Annotated in this window: 24 protein-coding genes; 10 read left to right on the top strand and 14 right to left on the bottom strand. The window is 37.0% G+C overall.

Translation table 11 applies throughout. The features are described 5' to 3' along the window. Positions 1-8: 8 nt before the first annotated feature. The 4 genes from QM538_06040 to lipA are packed head-to-tail and all read left to right on the top strand — an operon-like array spanning position 9 to position 3,557. Positions 9-1,136 (top strand): hypothetical protein, encoded by a 1,128-nt coding sequence (locus QM538_06040; protein MDI9348048.1) that lies wholly within the window; start codon positions 9-11, stop codon positions 1,134-1,136. Between the two features lie 7 nt (positions 1,137-1,143). Then, positions 1,144-2,016, top strand: coding sequence for an aminotransferase class IV (locus QM538_06035; protein MDI9348047.1), 873 nt, complete (start codon positions 1,144-1,146; stop codon positions 2,014-2,016). Beyond that, positions 2,000-2,614 (top strand): lipoyl(octanoyl) transferase LipB, encoded by a 615-nt coding sequence (gene lipB, locus QM538_06030; protein MDI9348046.1) that lies wholly within the window; start codon positions 2,000-2,002, stop codon positions 2,612-2,614. Before QM538_06035 ends, lipB begins: the two co-directional genes overlap by 17 nt. Next, complete coding sequence (lipA, locus tag QM538_06025; GenBank protein MDI9348045.1) at positions 2,592-3,557, top strand: lipoyl synthase; 966 nt, start codon at positions 2,592-2,594, stop codon at positions 3,555-3,557. The genes lipB and lipA overlap by 23 nt, the downstream gene beginning before the upstream one ends. Before the next feature lie 2 nt (positions 3,558-3,559). On the opposite strand, the gene QM538_06020 is transcribed toward lipA, so the two are convergent. Further along, on the bottom strand, positions 3,560-4,222 hold the full coding sequence (locus tag QM538_06020; protein ID MDI9348044.1) for a nucleotidyltransferase family protein: 663 nt from the start codon (positions 4,220-4,222) through the stop codon (positions 3,560-3,562). 180 nt (positions 4,223-4,402) lie between these two features. On the opposite strand from QM538_06020, the gene QM538_06015 reads away from it, so the two are divergent. Then, entirely contained in the window at positions 4,403-6,373 is a 1,971-nt protein-coding gene (locus QM538_06015; GenBank protein MDI9348043.1) for an NAD(P)/FAD-dependent oxidoreductase, read from the top strand. Positions 6,374-6,387: 14 nt separating this feature from the next. Continuing rightward, entirely contained in the window at positions 6,388-7,338 is a 951-nt protein-coding gene (locus QM538_06010) for a metallophosphoesterase (GenBank protein ID MDI9348042.1), read from the top strand. Positions 7,339-7,457: 119 nt separating this feature from the next. Here the strand turns inward: QM538_06010 and QM538_06005 are convergent, their stop codons facing one another. From QM538_06005 to QM538_05995, 3 genes are read right to left on the bottom strand one after another with little or no spacing between them, the layout of a single operon-like run. Then, positions 7,458-8,444: a phosphotransferase gene (locus QM538_06005; GenBank protein MDI9348041.1), complete on the bottom strand. Its 987-nt coding sequence runs from the start codon at positions 8,442-8,444 to the stop codon at positions 7,458-7,460. Between the two features lie 30 nt (positions 8,445-8,474). After that, positions 8,475-9,008 carry a DUF4411 family protein gene (locus QM538_06000; protein MDI9348040.1) on the bottom strand — a complete coding sequence of 178 codons (534 nt, stop codon included), beginning with the start codon at positions 9,006-9,008 and terminating at the stop codon, positions 8,475-8,477. Positions 9,009-9,022: 14 nt separating this feature from the next. Then, positions 9,023-10,246, bottom strand: coding sequence for an ImmA/IrrE family metallo-endopeptidase (locus QM538_05995; protein ID MDI9348039.1), 1,224 nt, complete (start codon positions 10,244-10,246; stop codon positions 9,023-9,025). Between the two features lie 114 nt (positions 10,247-10,360). On the opposite strand from QM538_05995, the gene QM538_05990 reads away from it, so the two are divergent. Next, positions 10,361-10,936 (top strand): hypothetical protein, encoded by a 576-nt coding sequence (locus tag QM538_05990; protein MDI9348038.1) that lies wholly within the window; start codon positions 10,361-10,363, stop codon positions 10,934-10,936. Here the strand turns inward: QM538_05990 and QM538_05985 are convergent. From QM538_05985 to metG, 8 genes are all read right to left on the bottom strand, one after another. Continuing rightward, positions 10,933-11,703 (bottom strand): putative DNA-binding domain-containing protein, encoded by a 771-nt coding sequence (locus QM538_05985; GenBank protein MDI9348037.1) that lies wholly within the window; start codon positions 11,701-11,703, stop codon positions 10,933-10,935. The two genes, QM538_05990 and QM538_05985, sit on opposite strands and share 4 nt — an antisense overlap. Positions 11,704-11,715: 12 nt before the next feature. After that, positions 11,716-12,333 (bottom strand): DoxX family protein, encoded by a 618-nt coding sequence (locus tag QM538_05980; protein MDI9348036.1) that lies wholly within the window; start codon positions 12,331-12,333, stop codon positions 11,716-11,718. 15 nt (positions 12,334-12,348) lie between these two features. Beyond that, a complete protein-coding gene (locus QM538_05975) occupies positions 12,349-13,857 on the bottom strand; it encodes an FMN-binding glutamate synthase family protein (GenBank protein MDI9348035.1) in 1,509 nt (502 codons plus the stop codon). Further along, positions 13,838-14,674: a DUF692 domain-containing protein gene (locus QM538_05970; protein MDI9348034.1), complete on the bottom strand. Its 837-nt coding sequence runs from the start codon at positions 14,672-14,674 to the stop codon at positions 13,838-13,840. The genes QM538_05975 and QM538_05970 overlap by 20 nt, the downstream gene beginning before the upstream one ends. Before the next feature lie 81 nt (positions 14,675-14,755). Then, complete coding sequence (locus QM538_05965) at positions 14,756-15,121, bottom strand: hypothetical protein (protein ID MDI9348033.1); 366 nt, start codon at positions 15,119-15,121, stop codon at positions 14,756-14,758. Positions 15,122-15,169: 48 nt separating this feature from the next. Further along, positions 15,170-15,820 carry an endonuclease III gene (gene nth / locus QM538_05960; protein MDI9348032.1) on the bottom strand — a complete coding sequence of 217 codons (651 nt, stop codon included), beginning with the start codon at positions 15,818-15,820 and terminating at the stop codon, positions 15,170-15,172. Then, positions 15,786-16,190, bottom strand: coding sequence for an RnfABCDGE type electron transport complex subunit B (locus QM538_05955; GenBank protein ID MDI9348031.1), 405 nt, complete (start codon positions 16,188-16,190; stop codon positions 15,786-15,788). The genes nth and QM538_05955 overlap by 35 nt, the downstream gene beginning before the upstream one ends. Then, positions 16,187-17,806, bottom strand: coding sequence for a methionine--tRNA ligase (metG, locus tag QM538_05950; GenBank protein ID MDI9348030.1), 1,620 nt, complete (start codon positions 17,804-17,806; stop codon positions 16,187-16,189). Before metG ends, QM538_05955 begins: the two co-directional genes overlap by 4 nt. A 54-nt stretch (positions 17,807-17,860) precedes the next feature. On the opposite strand from metG, the gene QM538_05945 reads away from it, so the two are divergent. Together QM538_05945 and dcd are read left to right on the top strand one after the other, a co-directional pair. Continuing rightward, positions 17,861-18,952: an Mrp/NBP35 family ATP-binding protein gene (locus tag QM538_05945; GenBank protein ID MDI9348029.1), complete on the top strand. Its 1,092-nt coding sequence runs from the start codon at positions 17,861-17,863 to the stop codon at positions 18,950-18,952. Between the two features lie 80 nt (positions 18,953-19,032). Then, a complete protein-coding gene (gene dcd / locus QM538_05940; GenBank protein ID MDI9348028.1) occupies positions 19,033-19,539 on the top strand; it encodes a dCTP deaminase in 507 nt (168 codons plus the stop codon). Here dcd and QM538_05935 read toward each other — a convergent pair. Then, entirely contained in the window at positions 19,536-20,204 is a 669-nt protein-coding gene (locus tag QM538_05935) for an HAD family phosphatase (GenBank protein MDI9348027.1), read from the bottom strand. The two genes, dcd and QM538_05935, sit on opposite strands and share 4 nt — an antisense overlap. Positions 20,205-20,263: 59 nt before the next feature. Between QM538_05935 and QM538_05930 the strand changes: the two genes are divergently transcribed. Then, on the top strand, positions 20,264-20,737 hold the full coding sequence (locus QM538_05930) for an NUDIX domain-containing protein (GenBank protein ID MDI9348026.1): 474 nt from the start codon (positions 20,264-20,266) through the stop codon (positions 20,735-20,737). On the opposite strand, the gene QM538_05925 is transcribed toward QM538_05930, so the two are convergent. Then, the gene (locus QM538_05925; GenBank protein MDI9348025.1) at positions 20,720-21,136 is read right to left on the bottom strand and encodes a CopD family protein; all 417 of its coding nucleotides are present in this window, start codon (positions 21,134-21,136) and stop codon (positions 20,720-20,722) included. The genes QM538_05930 and QM538_05925 overlap by 18 nt on opposite strands. Positions 21,137-21,247: the final 111 nt, after the last annotated feature.

The following is a 21,247-nucleotide window of genomic DNA, read 5'->3' as shown; positions in this document are numbered from 1 at the left end:
TTACTTTCATGAAATATTTTGGATTTTATTGTGTGTTGGGATTTTGCCTCATACTAAATGTTGCAAGAGCTGAAGTTGAATTTGATTTAAAAATGTTTGGATTATATGAGGTAAAAGGTGACAGTTTGCTCATAGGCAATCTAACCCAGCAACCCTATCCGATAGGTATAAATAAACTTATGCTCGCGCTTATCACTCTTGAAGATATTAGGAGCAATTCACTAGATTGGAATAATGCAATTCTTACCTCAAAAGATACCAATTTTGGCAATAAGCCATTATTGTATATTCCAGAAAAAACCAGACTTACCACACAAGACTTGCTTGGATTGCTTTTTTTAAGTTGTGCAAATAATGTAGCCCAAGCATTGTCAACATTAATTGATAAGGATAAATCTAAATTAATTACCAGAATGAATCAACGCGCAAAGCAACTTGGTATGGTAAATACAAAGTTTAATGATATTGAAGGTGCTACTGATGGCAATAGCACTACAATAAATGATATCACAATACTTGCTCGCTATATCTATATGAACTTTCCGTTAAATCGCTATTTTTATAATAAGAAGAATGTAAAATACGCTGGGTTGCGTTTTTCTAATACCAATGGCATGCTCTGGAAAAACAATGGAGTTGATGGAATGTTGTCTTGCGCAACAATTGAAAATAAAAGGCTACTGATTGCGACTACGAGAAATGAAACATCTATATTTATGCTCGTTGCGTTTGGAGACCAGTCATATGATATATTTCTTCGCGACGCAACAGAACTACTTGATGAGGCGGTGAGAAATTTTTATACGTACCAATTGTTTGCTAAAGGCGAAGTTATGCGCACTATTCCTATTTATGGTGGAAAGCGTAAAAGCGTTAATCTAGGCCCTAATCAAGACATTTATTACACTGTGCAAAATGATGAACATTGTTGCAAAGCTTCAAATATAACCGTTTCATTATCATATCCAAAATACTTACGGTCTCCAGTTGAGACAGATTCACAACAAGGAATAATCAGTCTCCGATTGCCAGATAGGGAACTTAAACAATACCCCCTGACAGTTAGTGAGTCAATTAAAAATGGCAATATTCTCTCAAGAATGTCAGACATGATAAAATTAGCTTTCACATTTTAAATAAATAATGTATCAGGATAAATGGTGTTGGAATAATGGCTCTTTTGTGCTACGACATGAAGCGACCGTATCTATTTTAGATAGGGGGTTTTTGTTCGGGGACGGTGTGTATGAGGTTATTCCTTGCTATTCAGGTAACCCGTTTATGTTCAAAGCGCATGTGCACAGACTACAATCTTCACTTCGTGAAATTAATCTAACACTACCAGTAACTGAGCAAGAACTAATCAGTATCTGCCAAGAGATAGTTAAAAAAAATGGCGCCACCCAGAATCAATATTTATATATTCAAGTGACTCGTGGATATGACATAGAGCGAAAGCACCAATTCCCAGACAAAATCAACCCCAATCTAATCATTTGGAGTTATCCTTGGAAAAAACCAACAGAGTCACTTCCTCTACCTGTGTCGTTAGTTTCTACTCAAGACAAGCGTTGGGATCGGTGTGATATTAAGTCTCTCAATTTACTTGCCAATGTATTGGACAGACAATATGCCTCTATGCATGGCGCCGATGAAGCGATATTTATTAGGAATGGGTTTGTTCAAGAATGCAGCTCATCAAATTTTTTTCTTATAGCTAATCGGAAAATCGTCACTAGTAAAAAATCGCCCATAATTCTTTCTGGAATAACTAGAGAGTTTATTTTTGAACTAGCACAGATTTGCTCATTGGAATATTTGGAAAGCGACGGGGTTACTTACCAAGAGCTGCTAGATGCTGACGAAATTTTTATCTCTTCATCGCTCAGAGAAATATCTTATGTACAAACAATTGATGGAAAAAATTTCCCAGCCCCAACCTCTACCAGCATAACTACTAAGTTACTACAGACCTTTCGTTCGTTAGCAATAAATCGTTGTGGGTATAACATTTAAGCCACTTGGATTGATTGCTTATCCCACTGCGCTTGATTTGATGCGCCAGTTTAATACTGCACGATCTGAGGATACAAAAGATGAGATATGGATACTGGAGCACCCTCATGTCATTACACTTGGAATTAGCACAAAAGAAAATCAGGTAAAGCCTGGCACACCGATACAGGTAATTACAACCGATAGAGGAGGCCAGGCAACATGCCATAATCCTGGGCAGCTTGTAATATATTTTTTATTAGATCTAAAGCGCCTATCAATAACAATTAAATCTTTTGTCTCGCATCTAGAGCAATCAATCATTTCTTCGCTTAAATACTATGGCATTGACGCTTATACTAAACAGGGTAAGCCAGGAGTTTTTGTTGCGGATAAAAAAATCGCTTCACTAGGGTTAAGAATATCGCATGGTTACACCAGCCATGGAATTGGATTAAACATTTGTAATGATTTATCAATATTTTCTCATATCCATCCCTGTGGAAACCCATTGCAACAAGTAACCTCAATGCAGTCACTTGGGGTAGAATCTACAGTAGAAGAAGTTGCAACTACCTTAATACCAATTTTGAACCATGAACTCACAAGCACCCTCTAGAAACACACCTAACTCTCATCAGCGGGGTAAAGAAAAGTTAAGCCGTATCCCAGTAGTAGTGGTGCAGAAATCCGAAGCTTTGCGAAAACCTGAATGGATTAGAATTAAACTACCGTTTTCTGATACTGTTGAGCGAGTAAAATCAATTTTACGCAAACATAATCTGCATAGTGTATGTGAAGAGGCAGCCTGTCCAAATCTAACCGAATGTTTTTCCAAACAAACAGCAACTTTTATGATACTTGGCGATTTATGCACGAGACGATGCCCATTCTGTGATGTCGCGCATGGTAGGCCCCAGCCTCCTGACGCAGAAGAACCTTTAGCACTAGCACTAGCAATAGCGGATTTAAAACTTTCTTATGTTGTTATTACCTCAGTGAATAGAGATGACTTAAAAGATGGTGGAGCAACCCATTTTACTCAATGTATAGAAGCAATTAAAACTAATTCCCCAAATTGTTCGGTTGAAGTATTGGTCCCAGATTTTAGAGGTAGACAAGATATTGCACTTGAAATTCTAAAACAATGCCCTCCCCAAGTCTTTAATCACAACTTAGAAACTGTTCCAACATTATATAAAGCATGTCGACCTGGCGCTTCTTATCAAGAGTCACTTTCACTATTATTAAAGTTCAAAAATACATTTCCCAACATACCAACAAAATCAGGCATTATGCTTGGTCTCGGCGAAGAGCGTGATGAGCTAGTGCAAACCTTTAGGGATCTGCGAGCACATGGGTGCAGTATGCTCACCCTAGGACAATACTTACAACCATCTAAGCATCACTACCCAGTTCAGCGCTATGTTCCACCTAAAGAATTTGATGAACTTAAAGAAATTGCATTGTCAATTGGATTTAGTGCAGTAGCCAGTGGCCCATTAGTCCGCTCATCTTATTTTGCTGAAGAGCAACTTGCTGCCACACGACTGGCAAAGTAATATCACTGCTGAAAGTGATTTCGAGCAAGTGCTAAGCGTTCTGGAGTGCCAATATCTATCCAAAAACCACTAAATACTTCTCCGTTAATTTTTCCTAGTGAATGTTTAAATAATTCACCCAAAGTTCTACAATCATACTGCTTAATAAAGCCAGGTTTTATTAGTGAGATACCTGAAAATGTATAGCTTTGATTTCCTTTTGCAACCACTCTTCCTTCCTCAGTTAAACTAAAATCACCAATGCTATGGTGAATTGGATTCTCTACTAAAACAAGGTGTGCGTTGACCCCATCATCCATATGTAACTTTGCTAATTTTTCAAAAGAATAATCAGTTGCGATATCTCCATTAATTACTAGAAATGGATCTGATCCCAGCATAGGCAACGCTTTGCGAATTCCTCCAGCTGTTTCTAGTGGATAATCTCCTTCATGAGAATATTGAATGGTAAGCCCAAATTCAGAACCACTTCCTAATAAGGAAATAAATTGTTCATGATATTTTGAGGTGTTTATAATTACTTCCAAAACATTTGCTTTTTGTAACTGCTGAAGTAGGTATGAGATTATAGGTTTATTATTTATTTGCAATAGAGGTTTAGGAGTGTTAATGGTTAATTCGCCCATTCTCTTTCCATACCCAGCTGCTAAAATCATTGCCTTCATAATTAGATACTATCAACACATTTTAATTTAGTTGCTATTTGTTAGGATGACTTGGTAGGCCAATCATTTATATGTGCCTATAGACACATTGCAAATTCAGAAATATTTAAGTACAATTCGAACTGTACCGTAAATTCAATAACTTAGGAGGATGCTATGAGTACTTTTATACCAAATAACTTGAGCAAAAAGAGGGCACAATTACCACCTGGAAATAAAGTAGGTTTTAGACCTAGATCAAACAGGGTGATTGGAACTAAGGTAGATTCGACTTTACAATCGTACGCCGATACTCCATGGGTGATCTATTCAGATTGGTTGTTAGCTAATGGTGGTATTAATGGGAAGATTGGTAATACTACTGCGCCATCTAGCCTAAGAAGAGTTGCTGTAATTGGGGCTGGAGTATCTGGACTAACTGCAGCATTTGAATTGTCTAAGATCGGATACGATGTAGTCGTTTTAACAGCACCAGATACACTGTATCCAGAAGATCAAGTTAAGGCAAATAAAGCATCTGGGATTGGTGGGAGATTTAGATCTGTTCCATTTATAAATTCAGACGGTTCTCCATCAAGCGATATCGCTGAACTTGGTGCAATGAGATTCCCTCCTTCAGAAGAAACCTTGTTCTATTATATTAATCAATTTGGAATTCAGGTTGATACAACTTTTCCAGATCCAGGTAAAGTACCTACATGGATTAATTACAAAGGTGTCGGACAAAATTGGAGTGACTCAAGCAAAGCCCCAGTTGGTTTTGAAACCGTATACAATGGCTGGATCACTTTAGCGACTCAAGGAATATCCCATAATGGTGTGGGATTGTTTTTATCTGGACCTGAAATCGCGACTCTAGCGTTAAAGCCAGAGGCTAATATCGCAATAATTTATGAAGCATGGCAACAGTATCTAACCGAGTTTGGGCAAGATTCATTTTATAGTGGCCTGTACAAGATCTTTGGACCTAAACACAAATGGGATGTGCCAGGTGGGGTAGTCTGGACTGCAGAAGATTTTCAAAAATTTGCTGCGCTTGGAATTGGTTCAGGTGGGTTTGGATCTCTCTATGGAATAGGATTCTGCTATATTTATAGATTATTAACTAATCAATTAGAAACAGACCAAGTCTTTGTGCCAGGCGGCATCTCTCAAGTAACTGATAATTTAGCTGCAGGGTTAAAAGCAAATGGCGGTAAGATTTTACATGGGATTAAAGTCATTGAATTAGGTTATCAAGATGGAAAACCGCAAATAATAGCAATTAAAGAAGATGGATCGCCGGTTGTGTACTCTGATTTTCAAAAAGTAATTATTGCAACCACGACTAGGTCTGCACAACTAATGGGTCTGAATAAAAATACTAATAAAGGCTCTTTTAGCCAAAACACCCTTGAAGCGGTTAATAATATTCATGTTATTTCATCCTCAAAGCTATTCTTACGAACGAATAACTTCTGGAAAAATGACCCTAATTTTATAAGAGGCTTTCAAACTGACACTTTCTTACAGCAACTCTATACTTTAGATTATGGTGATGCGAGCGGAAGTGGGGTAGTGCTTATAACCTATACTTGGGAAGATAATGCAGTCAAAAGTCAAGCGCTTAGAGATCATGCGATTCTCAAAGGTAGTGCGTATCCTAGATCAAGGTTTGAGCAACTGGTTTTAGATATTGATATATTTACAAAGGGAACTCCAATTGAAGGTTTTTCACAATACCTAACACCATTTACAGGCGATATTAATAATGATCTAAAGTGGGTTGATTGGCAGTCCACGGATTATTTTAATGGAGCTTTCACATTGGCTCAAGCTGGACAAGATGGCATGGTTAAGGATGCATATTATGATTTCTTAAAAGCTGGTACCAGTAGTGATAATGGTATCTTTTTAGCCGGTGATTGTATTTCCTTTACAGGAGGTTGGGGTGAAGGAGCCTTTCATACTGGATTAAATGCTGCTTGTGCGGTGGTGGTTTCTTTTGGTGATACACTATTTGAAGGCGGTGTATTTGGTAATAGTCCATTTGGTTCGCATAAATTCTTTAAGGATGCTTATGATTATTATGGTGATAGAGGTAAAGTTTCCATTAAAGATCCTGCAAAAAATATTAAAACAAAACCAATCTACTATAAACCTCGTTATTAATCGGAAGAGAAATTATGAAAAATAATAATAGAAGAAATTTTATTAAACAAACTGGTTTAGTTGCATCTGCGAGTTGTGTGCCATTAATGGGCATGGCCAGTTCAGACAATAGAGGGGGGTATAAATTTAATTTTGCTTTTATATCCGATACCCATATTGCTTCTGAGCCAGACGGTACTTTTATTAAAAAATGGGATACCAGTTTAGTAGAAGCAGTAAAGCAACTCAATCAAAAGTCTGACCAAGTAGATTTTGTGATTGTTGGAGGAGATCTTACTCACACAGGGAAGCCAGAAGAGTTCTCGCGTGTGAAAGAGATACTTTCACAATTACAAAAACCAATCTATTTTGCAATCGGCGAGCATGATTGTCTGCATGATGCAAGTGGAGCAATGTGGAAAGATCATTTTGGCGATGATTATTATAGTTTTGATCACAAAAATGTTCATTTTGTTGTGATTAATTCAATAATGAAAAGCGATCAGACTGGTAAGTTTATCATTGCCAAACCTCAACTTGAATGGTTGCACAACGACTTGTCTAAAGTGTCAAAAGAAACGGAAGTAGTGTTAATTTCACACCTTCCACTCGTTAATGTAAAAAACATTGATGATAGTTCGTTTAACTCAGATGGGCATATCGTACAATCGTTATTAACAACCTTTAATAAAGCGTCGGTATTTTTTGGGCATGTTCATCAACAGCTACAGTTTAAAGTAGATGCTGTGATACATAGTTCAGGAGTATCTACTGCATGGTCAACCTACGGCATTGAAAAAAGATACCTTCAATCGATAAGTCCTACTTATTTAGACTCATCGCGTGAACATCTTGCAAGCACGAGTTGGCAATTAATAGAAGTTAATTCACAAGCTGAACTTTCCATGAAATTAAAAATTCAAAAGAAAGAACCTATCGGCGTTGCGAAAAACTATACCTTTCAAAGAGGGGCAGTAAGCGTTTAGCTGCATAGTAATAATTTGTGAGAGATGCGACACAGTGGTATGATGTGTCGCATTTTTTAATGTCTTATTATATCCATTCCGGATATTTTAACAAAAATGCGGCGCTGGGCTTCTTAAATTCACGAAGGTGTGACTTGACAAAATGCAGCTAGCGCCTTGAGCTGTGGGAAATGCACGAGACTATTTTGTATGTATTGAAGTGTGCGAGGTATGTCTTTAAGGTAGCCAGATTTGCCATCACGAATATATAATCTCGCAAATATACCAGTTGCTTTTAGGTGTCGTTGTATTCCGCTAATCTCATACATGGACTGTAATTCTTGGTGTGAGGCTTTAATGTTTAGCTTCTCTTGCCAGAGACTAAATACCTTATCTAGAATTTGTTGCTCAAGTTCTTTAGGACAGGCGTAGTAACAATCCCTTAGCAATGATACTATATCGTAGGTAATCGCACCTTGTACAGCATCTTGAAAATCAATAATACCAGGCTGAGAACTATCTGCAATGACCATTAGATTTCTAGAATGGTAATCTCGGTGCACCCAGACTTTTGGCTGTGAGACGCATCGTGCAATAATAAAATCAATTATTTCTTGCCATTGTTTTTCTTCAGCATTGTTTAAAGTCCTTTTGCAGTATTTATTGAGGTACCATTCTGGGAATATCATTAGTTCTTGTCTTAGTAATGTTTCATCATAGGGTTGATAATGGTTGCTCGGCACTCCCTGTTGAATAGTTAAAAGTTGGTCAATAGCTTGTTCAATTAAAACAGGGTATGACTCAGTTGTGTATGCAGAAAGATATTGCTGAGTACCAAGGTCGCTGATGATAAGAAATCCTTCACGAAGGTTGCAAAATTTTACTAAAGGAACACGACACCCAATAGCTAGTAAATCAGCTTGAGCTTGTAGCCACGCATGATTTTTTTCTTTATCTGGGGGTGAATCAACTGCAATGTAAGTAGCGCCTGTGGGAAGTGTTAGCCGATAATATTTTCTGAAACTTGCATCTTCACTCGCAGGGAGCAGGGAGCATGGTATGCCAAAACAGGCATCAACCCAAGTCGCTAAGGCATTCTTTCTTTGATCGTTCATTCTTTTCTTCAATAGTGAGTATATGTTTTAATATCTTTTTGTTTATTCTGCAATATTGAAATGTCCCAATTTTAAAGTTGAATTATCTTTTAAATAATTTGCCATAGAAATACAATTAATTTTTAATGAAGCACATATAGTTGGAATCTTGTTGAATATCTTTTTATAGTTTGAATTATTACTTTGCTCTTCAGTTATTATAGTGTAGTTGTTCTTTCTTGCGTATAATATTAATGCAGGATCGGCTGTATTAATGTAATTATTTTTTTCTGTGATGTAGTTTACTTTGCTATTAATAGGCACTAACTTCTTATTAAGAAAATTGGTGGCAATCAATTCATGGTCTTCTTTTGTAATAATAGTCTTTATACCTAATGTATCGTTGTTTATAAATTGTAAATTTTTTATTACTACGCCATTACGAGTCTTTCTTGACTCATCAATCACTTTATCTATTAGTAGAATATCCTTGCTCTCAATTTTTTCTTTTAGAAAATTACTGAGCAGTTTTTTGAAATCTAAAGGAAGATAGTAGTCACAGTAACTTATTAGACTGCTTGTATCAATAATATGCATAGTATCTAAATGGATTATGCGGCTTTCTTTTTAGTAGAAATCATCGGTGTGCCGTAGATAAAATTATCAAAAAAACCTCGCTGAATTTCTGAAATGTTAGGTTTGAAATACTGCACCACTTCATATTCTTCAATTGCACCTTGAAGATATGCCATACGGTAAGCCCTCTCAACAATCTCAGATTGTATAGGTTTTGCAATTCTACCGAAGGTTTTATCACTGTTACTTTTTAATTTTTTATTTTGTTTCTCTTTTTTATCTTTAATTATTTGATCTACCCTATTTCTATGCTCGATATAATTATCCCAGCTGATAATATTATTTGTATATAAATAAAGGTAAATTGCTAATTCACTTACACCATCAATATTGGATATATTATTTATAAGTGAAGCTGTGTCTGCATTAAATGATCGTATTAGTCCTAAGCTTTTCTTGGAATCATTGCTTAACAATAGATTAATTGCAAAAGTATTACACCATCGTTCTATATCTTGTTGTGGTTCGCAGTTGAATGAATTATCAAATGCTTCTTGATTGAGGATGTAGTGTCCTAGTTCATGGGCAAGAGTAAAAATCTCTCTTTTTTTTGAAATCGTATTATGTTTAATTATTAAAAAGTTTGAGATAGTCAATCCTTCAAAGTTTGTTTTATATTTAATAGTAGGGTGTTCAATAAATTCAATTACAGGTATATCGAATTTTGCCAATGCGTTAGTAAAATTAAGAAGTTTATTTTTATACTGATTATTGGTGAGACGATCATTTCCTATTTTTAGTTTATCTCTTACTAACTCAGCAATTGTTACTGGGTCATCCGTATATTTCTGTTTTCTAAGTATCCGCGTTAAGGGAATATCGCAAATGGTTAAGAGATGATTAATGTGATTAATGTCCTCCTCAAGTTCTAGTATCTTTGCGTAATCTTGATGTTCAAGTTTTGTATTGAGCGTTGGGGTCCTGAAAAAAACACTCTCATGAGTTGATTTATCGCATGGATCTGGGTTGGTGTAGAAATGTAGACCTTTCTTGAATATTTTGTCTATTTGTTTTAATATGCTGAGTTTTATTATGCTGTTTTCAGGGTATATGTCTGAAATATGTAAACTTTTTTTTCTGGGGTTGTTGCCGTTTTTTGAGATCAGTTCGTGAAGATCGCCCACATTCATCTTGAATAACTCTATGAGGTAAGTGAGCCGTTCTTTATTTATCTCAATTTCTTTTTTCATATTTATCATAGGGCTATAAGGCTATTTTATTGCATTAACTCTTTGGTTTTTACTGAATCTTATTTAGAGGATTTGGCCACATTCCATCCTTGTGTCTGTAGTTTATTTTGTTATAATGAGCCTATGAAAAAAATTATTACAGTTGTTTTAATGTTGGCGTCAATGCAGGTAGGTGCTGCGGGTCTTGGTATTGTTGTTAGTGACAAGTATGCAGGTGTAGATTATCTTATCGAGCAAAGCACCAATTTTAGTGGCGCATCTCTGGAATTAGGGTTTACCTATAATGAGCATAAAGATATCATCGGACATTTTTCTGTACTTGCCGAAGGTGACATTGTTGGCCAAGAAGAAAAATTTAATTTTGGTGTGGGAATGAAGATTGGTGCGTTATATTTAAAGAATTATAAAAAAGCACCTACCTTTGATCAATCATGGTTCGCAGGCATTCAATTACGATTTGCGTATGTTGCGACGATGGACACACCTATTCAACTCTATGCCGATGTTATTGCATCTCCAAATGTTTTTTCTTTTAACACGCTTGAACGCTACTCTGAAACAGCAGTAGGCTTCAAGGTGCAGTTTCTTCCTTCAGCCACATTTTCTTTCGGATACAAAAATGTCACAGTATTGCCAGTAAAATCTAAAAGTATAAGACTGTATGAAGGTCCTTTTATTAGTTTCGGCGCTACTTTTTAACTTTTAGAACCTAAAATCAAACCTTCTCGCTGTAAAGTGAGTAAGTTTTGCATCGCTTGATTTTCAAATTGTTTACATTGGTCTTGCTGGATATTCATTGTTTTAGCTATTGTAAGGATATGGCGATGGAGGATTTTTTTTGGCGTCTGAATACATGCGTTAATAAGTAAAGCCATTGCGGCAGTAACTTCTCTTACCCCAAGTGTATAATCTATTTTTCTAAACATAACGAGGTGTATCGGTGTAGTACGTGCCGATTTTGTTTGTCTTTTTATGACAGCAGATTTATACATCTTGGTGGTAAATGTATGTACTGGAAAACGGTAGAGATAAATTTGTGAAATTGGGACTAGAACGACTGGTTTGTCTAACTTAATTTTCTTTTTAAAAGCAGGAAGTGGGGTGTTTTTAGAGGTAAGAATAGCAAGCTCTACCCATTCGTAATGCGCTAACTCTAAAAGATAGGGAGGGAGTTGTTTCAGAGGTTGTTTATTTAGGTATAAAAGAAATTCTGTAGGGATTTGGTGAAAATAAGGTGAGGAAATTGGATGTTCGGCGATAAAACTGAGCACTAAGCTTCTCCATTTTTTATTTCCGAGCATAGATGCACAAATAGGAAATCTCGTATCAATAAATGACTCTATGTTACTAACAACTAATTCGCGATAGATCTCTAAGCGTTCACCCAGTAGTTTTTTTGGGATTCCTTTAGTATTTTTAGTGCGCAGATATCGTGCTATATTTCTCTGCAAAATTGCAAAATGCATATTTGAAATCCCTTAACCGCTTTTTCTTTGATAGTAGGAAACAAACGCTTTAAAAATCCAGTAGTCAGCACTGACATATCTCCCTCCACCAATGGTTATCAGCACTATGAGGAGAAGTAAATACGTTGCTGCAAATTCTATACCATTATTAAGGATAACTAAATTTCCAGTTTCGGTCAGCCAGTCATAATTACCATGTGTGTCCAATATCTCCCTTGCTTTTTCTAATCTTTCAATACCTTCATCGGCATAAGGAGGAGCAAAAGGTGATCCTGGGTCTAGAATTGCCTGCCATCCATACTGCCAATGCACAGTAACTGCAGCAACAATCATAGTAAAGGAAAGTGGTATACAGATCAATCTAGTAGCAAAGCCTAAGGTGAGAAAAATTGCTCCAACTAATTCACTTGCTGTGGCTAAAAATGCCATTAGCTGAGGAGCGGGGAGGTCAAGACCACCTTCACCAAACCAATAGACAATGCTTTCAAAAGAATTAAATTTTTTGATACCGGCACTCCAAAAAATAGGCACCAGATAAATTCTACAGAGTAGAGGTGCTATCCAATCAAATTTAAAAATAAATAATTTAATGTTACTAATAAAAAAAATAAGCTGTGGTAAAAGTTTCATGTTGGTATTGTTATTTTACATTGAAGTGTTTTTTGGGTAGGGTCTAATCTCATCTAAGCGAAGTGACGGTCCGAAGCGTCTCAGTAGTCTAACATGTTTTCTTCTCAGTAGTCGTGGGTGAGCAACTCCGCAAGAATGAGAAATCGTTTCTACCTCTTTTGAAAGCCCTCTCGCATAATTGGCTACTCGTTCAGCTTTGTCAGTTGGGTTCAGTCCGCGTTGCAATTTTTTATCGTGGGTGGTGATACCAGTTGGGCAGGTGTTTAAATTGCATTTTAATGATTGAATACAACCTAGCGCGAACATAAAGCCTCGTGCGGTATTTACAAAATCTGCTCCAAGCGCGTAGGCCCATGCTACTTTGTCTGGCGTGATTAATTTACCTGAGGCACAGACCATTATTCTTTTTTTCAGATTTGCCTCTAAGAGAATATTGACAGTTTGTGGAACAGTTTCTCGGATCGGTAGTCCGACATAGTCCATGAGGCTCATAGGCGCCGCTCCGCTACCACCATCTGTGCTATCAAGGGTAATAAAGTCTGGAGCGTATTCCTGCCCGCGTTGTAGAATTTTTTCACATAATTCCTGAATCCATTCGTATTCGCCGAGTACAGTTTTGATACCAACAGGTTTCCCAGTTACATCTCTGATCATAGAAATAAAATCTAATAATTCATTTACAGATTTAATTTCTAGATGGCGATTTGGACTTATGGAATCCTTGCCAACTTCAATACCTCTGATATCCGCAACTTCTTGAGTAATTTTAATTGCTGGTAATATTCCGCCTTTACCAGGTTTGGCACCTTGACTCAATTTTAATTCAAACATTTTAACTTCGGGTATTGCGGCGATAGATTGCAATTTTGTTTTTGAAAGTGAGCCATCTAGTTCTCTTACGCCATATTTAGCTGTGCCAATTTGAAATATAATATCGCATCCACCTGCAAGATGATGAGGTGAAAGCCCACCTTCACCAGTGTTAAACCAGCAACCACATTTTTTTGCCCCTTTACTTAAAGCAAGCACTGCAGGTTCAGATATTGCACCAAATGACATAGCGGAGATATTGACCAATGATGCAGTTTGATAAGGGTTTTTACAATAACTTCCAATTGTGACTGGAGGGGTAGGTAGCGCTTCGCTATCTAAAATTGGCGTTTGATTATTAGCAAAAAGGATTGTTCCATCTTCATCAATTCTTCTGGTTGAACCAAATGCAATGGTATTATCAATTTTTTTCGCAGAGCGATACACCCAAGATCGTTCGGAGCGGTTAAAGGGCATTTCGTCTCGATCCAAAGAAAAGAAATACTGTCTAAAAAATTCACCTAAATGTTCAAAGTAGTACCGGAATCTCCCAATCACTGGATAATTGCGCAGAATAGCGTGACTGGTTTGTGTGCGATCTTTGATATACAGAGTGATCACCGTGACAATAAGTACAACAACACCTACACTAACAACGATGGTGATAAAATTTGATGCAAGAAATATTAACTCATTAAGTGTTTGCATAGGCATGGGTATGTTGTAGATTTTTAATTTTTGAAACCTCTGTAAGTAATTCTTGTAAAGGTGGAAAATCAAAATCTCTCTCTAGGAGCGTTGGAAACAAACCATGGATGTTGTAGGCGTATGCCAATAAATCCCATACCGGCTCAATTACTGCACTGCCGTGGGTGTCAATAATTAAGTTTTTTTTCTTTTTCCAATGACCAGCAATATGTGCGTACGCGATTCTCTCTGTTGGAATTGCGTCTATAAATGCCTTAGCATCGTAACCGTGGTTAACAGAATTAACATAAATATTATTAATGTCTAAGAGCAATAGACAATCCGATTGCTCAAGCACTTCTTTTAGGAATTCTATTTCTTTTAGGTGTTGCCCTGGAGCAAGATAATAAGAAGAGTTTTCAATCGCGATTTGTTTTCCTAGGATATCTTGAACTTGGGCAATGCGTTTAGCAGTGTGTTTGGCAGCCTCTATGGTAAAAGGGATCGGTAATAAGTCAAATAACTGTGATTCATCTGCGCACCAACTTAAGTGCTCGCTGTATAACTTAATTTTATAATCTGATAGGAAGGTTTTAATCTCTTTTACAAGAGCGATATTTAATGGAGCTGGAGATCCTATTGATAAGGAAAGTCCGTGGGCAATGAACGGATACTTTTCTGTGTATTCATGAAAAAGAATTGCTAAGGATCCTCCTATATCAATCCAATTTTCTGGTGCTATCTCAAAAAAATCAATAGTTTTTTTAAATGATTTGGTTGATAGCTCTTCCATAAACCCTCTGCGTAACCCTAACCCAGAGCCTTGGAAAGTTTGTTTTTGCATAGTTTTATATTACCATTATATATAAACAACAACACCACCTATGTAAGGTGGTGTTGGAGTACAACATTTTTTAGAGTAAGTTTACTTGCTCTTCTTTTCGCCACAGCTTCCTTCTTTCTTGCCTTTCATGTCACCACAGCTTCCTTCTTTCTTGCCTTTCTTGTCGCCACAGCTTCCTTCTTTCTTGCCTTTCATGTCACCACATTTGCCTTCACCACAGCTTCCTTCTTTTTTGCTCTTCTTTTCGCCACAGCTTCCTTCTTTTTTGCCTTTCTTGTCGCCACAGCTTCCTTCTTTATGGTCGCCAGCTAAAGTAGAACCAGAAATAGCTGGTTTTAATTCAAAAGGTTTTGAAGTGGATTCAGTAGCTAATGTACTGCTAACGGTAGCTCCGAGTAAGCTAACTCCAATTGACATTGCGATTGCGTTTAATTTATTTTTATTCATAATTTCCTCTTTTAGGTTTTGTTTTGTTATTCAAGCATTATACACTTTCTAGAGCAGCTTAGTACAAACTGAGTGAATTGGGCAGGCTATACAATTAGGCTTCTTCGCGGTGCATATTGCTCTTCCATGTGACACTAACAGATAGTTAACATTACCATGAAAAGAAACAGGGACATGTTTGTATAAATCCTGTTCTACTTTTATTGGATTATTGGAATCACTTAGCCCCATTCTCTTACTTAGCCTTAACACATGGGTATCCACACCAATGAGTGGTAGGTTGTAGGTTAGATTTAGATATACATGGGCAGTTTTTCTACCCACCCCTGGTAGTGAAATAAGCTCTTCATAGCTACTCGGAACAGTATGGTTAAAATTTGTACACAGTATCTGACCCAAGGCATGGATATGTTTTGCTTTTGAACGATACAGGCCTAACTGTTTCAGACATATCTCAATTTCTGATAACGATGCTTGGGAAATTAGTTCGGGCGTGCCGTACTTTGCAAAAAGATTTGGTGAAATAGTATTGACCATAGCATCAGTAGATTGGGCTGATAAAATTATTGCAACAAGATGTTGAAAAGGAGTTTGATGGTTTAGAAAGGGTTTAGGTAATCCATAGTGCGAGGAAAGCGTCTCCCAGATGCGACTTTGTGTTTGGTTAAGAGGATTGATCGGAATTATTTTTTTGCCCATTTATTTTTTTGCTGAGTAGCTCAGAAATTATTCCCTCAAAATCTGATTGCTGGATCATTTCATCAAGCGCTTCTTCTTGAGTGGCAATTCGGATTTTTTTCTCTTTATGGAGCTGAGTTAGTTTTTTCTTTCTTAATAACAACGCTTGTTCATTAAGCTGAACCGTGTTTGGGATTATCTCTATACAGTCAACTGGACATTCTTCAACACACCAGTCACATCCGATACAATATTCTTCACGAACTATATGTGGTTTTTGAAGAATTCCAGAAATCGCATCTACTGGGCATACTGGCACACAACGACCACATCCAATACAATCTTTAGCGACAATTGAAACTATAGTATTTGTTCGTTCCGTATTGCTCATGGTACAAGTGAGTCTAGTTTACTTCGGTTTACTCTAGCTGAAAGTTGTGTGAAAGGTTGAAGAGTAATTCCACGCAGTGAGGTAAATTGAATGCAAGGTTGTTTAATTAAAAATAGAGCGAGGCTGTTTTTAGAAATAGTTGGGATAATAGGAGAAAGCACCGATGCTAATGCAACAAAAGCCTCTAGCGCAAATGTGCATGTTTGTTGTGCGGCTTGAGCAGTTGTAGGGTTCTTAAATGCACTCCAAGGCTTGGCATCGGATAAATAACTATTTATCATATCAGCCAATCGCATGGAATCTTTAATAACTTCACCGATCTTCCACTCTAAATACAACTGAGATGCATGAGAGAATAATTCTTCAATGTGTGTGGCAAAGGGGTTTATGTCATTTTCAGAAGTGGTTTTGTGATCGCAGTATGTTGCAAGTAGCTGAGCGCATCGACTTGGAATATTAACAAACTTGCCGATCAAATCAGCATTAATTTTTAGTTCAAATTCATTAAAGTCTAGATCCATATCTACAATGGTGCCCTGCATTTTTGCACATAAATAGTATCTCAAGTGGTCTGTATCTTGTTGTTGCGCCCAATCTCTTGCTGTGATGAAATTGCCTTTAGACTTTGACATTTTCTCACCTTGGATAGTGATAAATCCATGGCATTGAATTTGTGTTGGGGTGCGGTGTCCCGCGGCATGGAGCATAGCAGGCCAGAAGAGGCAATGAAAGTAAGCGATATCCTTGCCAATTACATGAATAAGGTCTACATCTGAATTTTCACCCCACACATCATTGATATCTCTGCCTAGGGTAGTGAGCAATTTCTCACTACTTGCTATATAACCAATTGGTGCATCAAGCCATACATAAAAATATTTATCAACTTCGTCTGGAATTAAAAATCCAAAATATGGCGCTTCACGACTAATGTCCCAAGCTTTTAAATCTCCCTCAACCCATTCTTTCATTTTGTTGGCGATTTCACTTTGTAATGCACAACTTGTTATATATGTATGTAAGAATTCACGGAGCGGAGTTAGCTCAAAGAACAGATGCTCGCTTTCCTTGATAATTGGTTTAGTGCCAGAAACAAAGGAGCGGGGATTTATCAAATCTGCTGGGGAATAGGTAGCCCCACAAACCTCGCACCCATCTCCATACTGCTCAGGACTTTTGCATTTTGGACATTCGCCTCTGATAAATCGATCTGGGAGAAACATAGCCGACGCTTCATCATACATTTGTGGCAGTAGTTTTCTAGTAATAAGTCCCTTGCTTTTTAAGAGTTGATACACTCTATTGGTATGTGTTTGATTTTCTGATGAGTGAGTGGAGTGGTAGCAATCATGCATTATGGAAAATAACGCGAAGTCATCTTTGTGTTCTTGATGTAACTTTGTGATTAATTCAAGTGGGGTGCATTGTTGATTTTTAGCACTAATCATTATTGGGGTACCATGTGCGTCATCGGCACAAACATACCAACAGGTGTTTCCAAACATTCTCGCTGCCCTTGCGTAGGTATCTGTTTGGATATGTTCTAACAGATGTCCAATATGAATTGGACCATTTGCATAGGGTAAGGCACTGGTAATGAGAATTGTTTTAGACATCTGCTCACAGTATTATAGTTTAATCAAATTAGCAATCTACTATATAATTACCCTATGCAACAAAATGAAGAATCTTTCAAACAGCACATACTTTCGTTTGTAGATCCGTACCATGGCCAGCCGCTTGGAACCTCAGCAAAAATTGAAAAAATTCAATTAATTGATAATTGTGTTGGGGCACATATAGTTTTGCGTTATCCCTTAAGCACACTTTGCCCAGAGTTTATTCAAGCTTTGGAAAAGCATTGGAAATTAGCATTTACGCAAACATTAAATGTTGAAATTTCACATGGTATATTACGGCATTCCCCACAGAAAGGCATAAAAGGGCTTGAAACAGTCAAAAATGTAATTGCCGTTAGCGCGGCTAAAGGTGGAGTTGGTAAATCAACCATAGCAGCTCACTTAGCTACTTTGTTAGCACAAGAAGGAGCAAAGGTAGGGATAGTTGACGCAGATATTTATGGGCCTTCATTGCCCAAACTTTTTGGGTTATCAGGCAACCCTGACACCCTTGATGGCAAGCGGTTTGAGCCATTTATCCGTCATGGTGTAAAAGTAATGTCAGTAGGATTTCTTGTTGATGATAAGACTGCTATGATTTGGCGAGGACCAATGGCGACAGCCGCATTATCTCAACTAATCTTAGACACCAATTGGGGAGAGCTTGATTATTTACTAGTAGATATGCCGCCTGGAACAGGAGATATTCCACTTACCCTCGCACAAAAAATTCCTGTATCGGGGGCGATCCTTATCACTACACCTCAAAGTCTTTCCATTGCAGATGTTCGTCGTGGGCTGTCTATGTTTAAAAAACTTGATATTGCAGTATTAGGTATCATTGAAAATATGAGCCATTTTATTTGTCCTCATTGCCTTGTGCGTACGGATTTGTTTGGCAAGGATTCGGTGGCGGCTTTAGCGCAGTCATTTCAAACCCAGCTACTTGGTTCCTTGCCACTCCATAGTCAATTAGCACAGGCCTCAGATCATGGCGAGCCCATCGCTGTTAATCATGACCAACATATTTATAATACTTTGAGAGATTGTGTGTATCGTGCAATGGCAATCCTATCTCTTCGGGCTAGAGATTATTCGACAATATTGCCGAATGTAGTCATGGCTAAACCAACAAAACAATAAACAATTAAAATAATGAGAGGAGTTTACATTTAATGATCAAATCAGATATCTGGATACAAAAGCAAGTTACTCGTAGTCGTATGATTCAACCATTTGTGTCAAAACAAGTAAGAAAAAACAAAACTATTTCCTACGGTCTTTCAAGTTATGGATATGATGTGCGATGTGCTAGAGAATTTAAAATATTTACAAATATTAATTCTGATATCGTTGACCCTAAAAAATTCTCAAAAAAGAGTTTTGTAGAAGTAAACACCAGTGCCTGCATTATTCCCCCGAATTCTTTTGCCCTCGCTCGAACCGTAGAGTATTTTCGCATTCCCCGAAATGTCTTGACATTATGTGTAGGCAAGTCTACCTATGCACGATGTGGCATTATCGTAAATGTTACGCCACTTGAGCCTGAGTGGGAAGGTCACATTACCCTTGAATTTTCTAATACTACTCCGCTCCCGGCAAAAATTTATGCCAATGAAGGAGTGGCGCAAATACTTTTTTTTGAATCTGACGAAGTCTGCAAAGTTTCGTATAAGGACCGAAAGGGAAAATATCAGAAACAGCGCGGAGTGACACTGCCTCGGGTTTAATGAGTATCCCAGAAATGGATAATGCTCCAACCTTGCTCTTTGGCATGTTCATGCAATTTTTTACTAGGATTAGTAGCTACAGGTTTTGAAACTAATTGTAGTAACGGTAAATCATTAGGGGAATCGCTATAAAAAACTGAATATAATTGAGATAACTCAAGCCCTTGTTTTTCTAACCATAAGGATAAATTTTTAACCTTTCCTTCTTTAAAATTTGGAATTCCAGAAGGTCTTCCAGTTACTAATCCTTGATTAATTTCATATTCAGATGCAATTAAATGGTCCACTTCAAAAATGTTAGCAATTGGCTCTGTGATAAATCGATTAGTGGCAGTAATTATAATCACAGTCATTCCTTGATCTTTATGCCAAGTTACAAATTGTTTTACCTTGCGAAGAATTAACGGTTTAATTATTTTATTGATATACTCTTCTCTAATACTGTACCATTTAGATTCTGGAGTGTTTTTTAATGGGCTTAACACAAACTCAAGGTATTCAGTGGGGTTTAAGGTGCCTTGTTCATATTTGTAGTAAAAATCGTCATTAATTGTACGAAAATCAGCAGATAATACCCCTTTTTCAATTAAAAACTCACACCATAACCAATCGCTATCACCATTTATTAATGTGTCGTCAAGGTCAAACAAAGCCAATTTATTCATGGTAATAATTTACTACACTTCTAATTAAAGAATGCAAAACTAAGCCTTATAATGTAGTTATGAAAGCTATTAAAGGTTATCGATCCAATGTAGGAATGATTCCAATTGATACTTTAACGAATAAAGTTCTTATCGGCAGAAGAAGTAATAAAAATCCTTATTGGCAATTCCCCCAAGGAGGTATTGACTCGGGAGAGAGTGAGCAGGAGGCAATGTACCGAGAGCTTAACGAAGAAACAGGGCTCACCATAGAAGATGTGCAGCTCATAGCAATTAGTAGAAAAACCTATACGTATAAAACACCACTTAGATTTAGAAAATTTCCTAAAGTTGTAGGTCAACAACAAAGGTGGTTTTTATTAAAGTTGAATAAATTGCCACCACCTGGTCCAGTAGAGAATAATGTTGAGTTTGTAGAATGGGCGTATGTTCAGCCAGAAGAAGCTCCTAAGCTTGTAATTCCCTTTAAAAGAAAATTATATCAACAGCTACTCAGAGACTTTAACGATCTTTTGCTATCTAAACACAGCTAGTGGCACAATAATCAACAGTGCCAATGTGGGCACTTCATTGAAAAGTCTAAAAAATACATGGCTCTTATTATTTGCATTGTTCTTAAATGACTTCATGTGTAAATAACAAACATAATGAAAAATTATTAGACCAACCACCACAAATAATTTTAACCATAACCAACCAGACAATATTGCAGGATTAAAATATATCATTCCCATGCCTGCAATAACAGTCACTATCATTGAAGGTGTCCCGATATACGAATAAAGCTTATGTTCCATGATAATAAATCTTTCCTTACTGATCACATCGGTTGTCATGGCATGATACACAAATAATCTTGGCAAATAGAATAAACATCCATACCAACTAATAGCTCCAATGAGATGTAATGCTTTACATGATAGATAAATCATAAAGTTATTTTATGGTATAATTTATGGTATAATCTAGAAAAACAAGATATTACTAAAAAACCTATCGGAGTCCTGTCATGAATTACTTCTTTAATCGTTTACTGTTTGTAC

It is taken from the genome of Candidatus Methylacidiphilales bacterium, from assembly GCA_030054035.1.
GTDB lineage: Bacteria > Pseudomonadota > Gammaproteobacteria > JASGCS01 > JASGCS01 > JASGCS01.
This window is presented reverse-complemented; position numbering and strand designations above follow the sequence as displayed.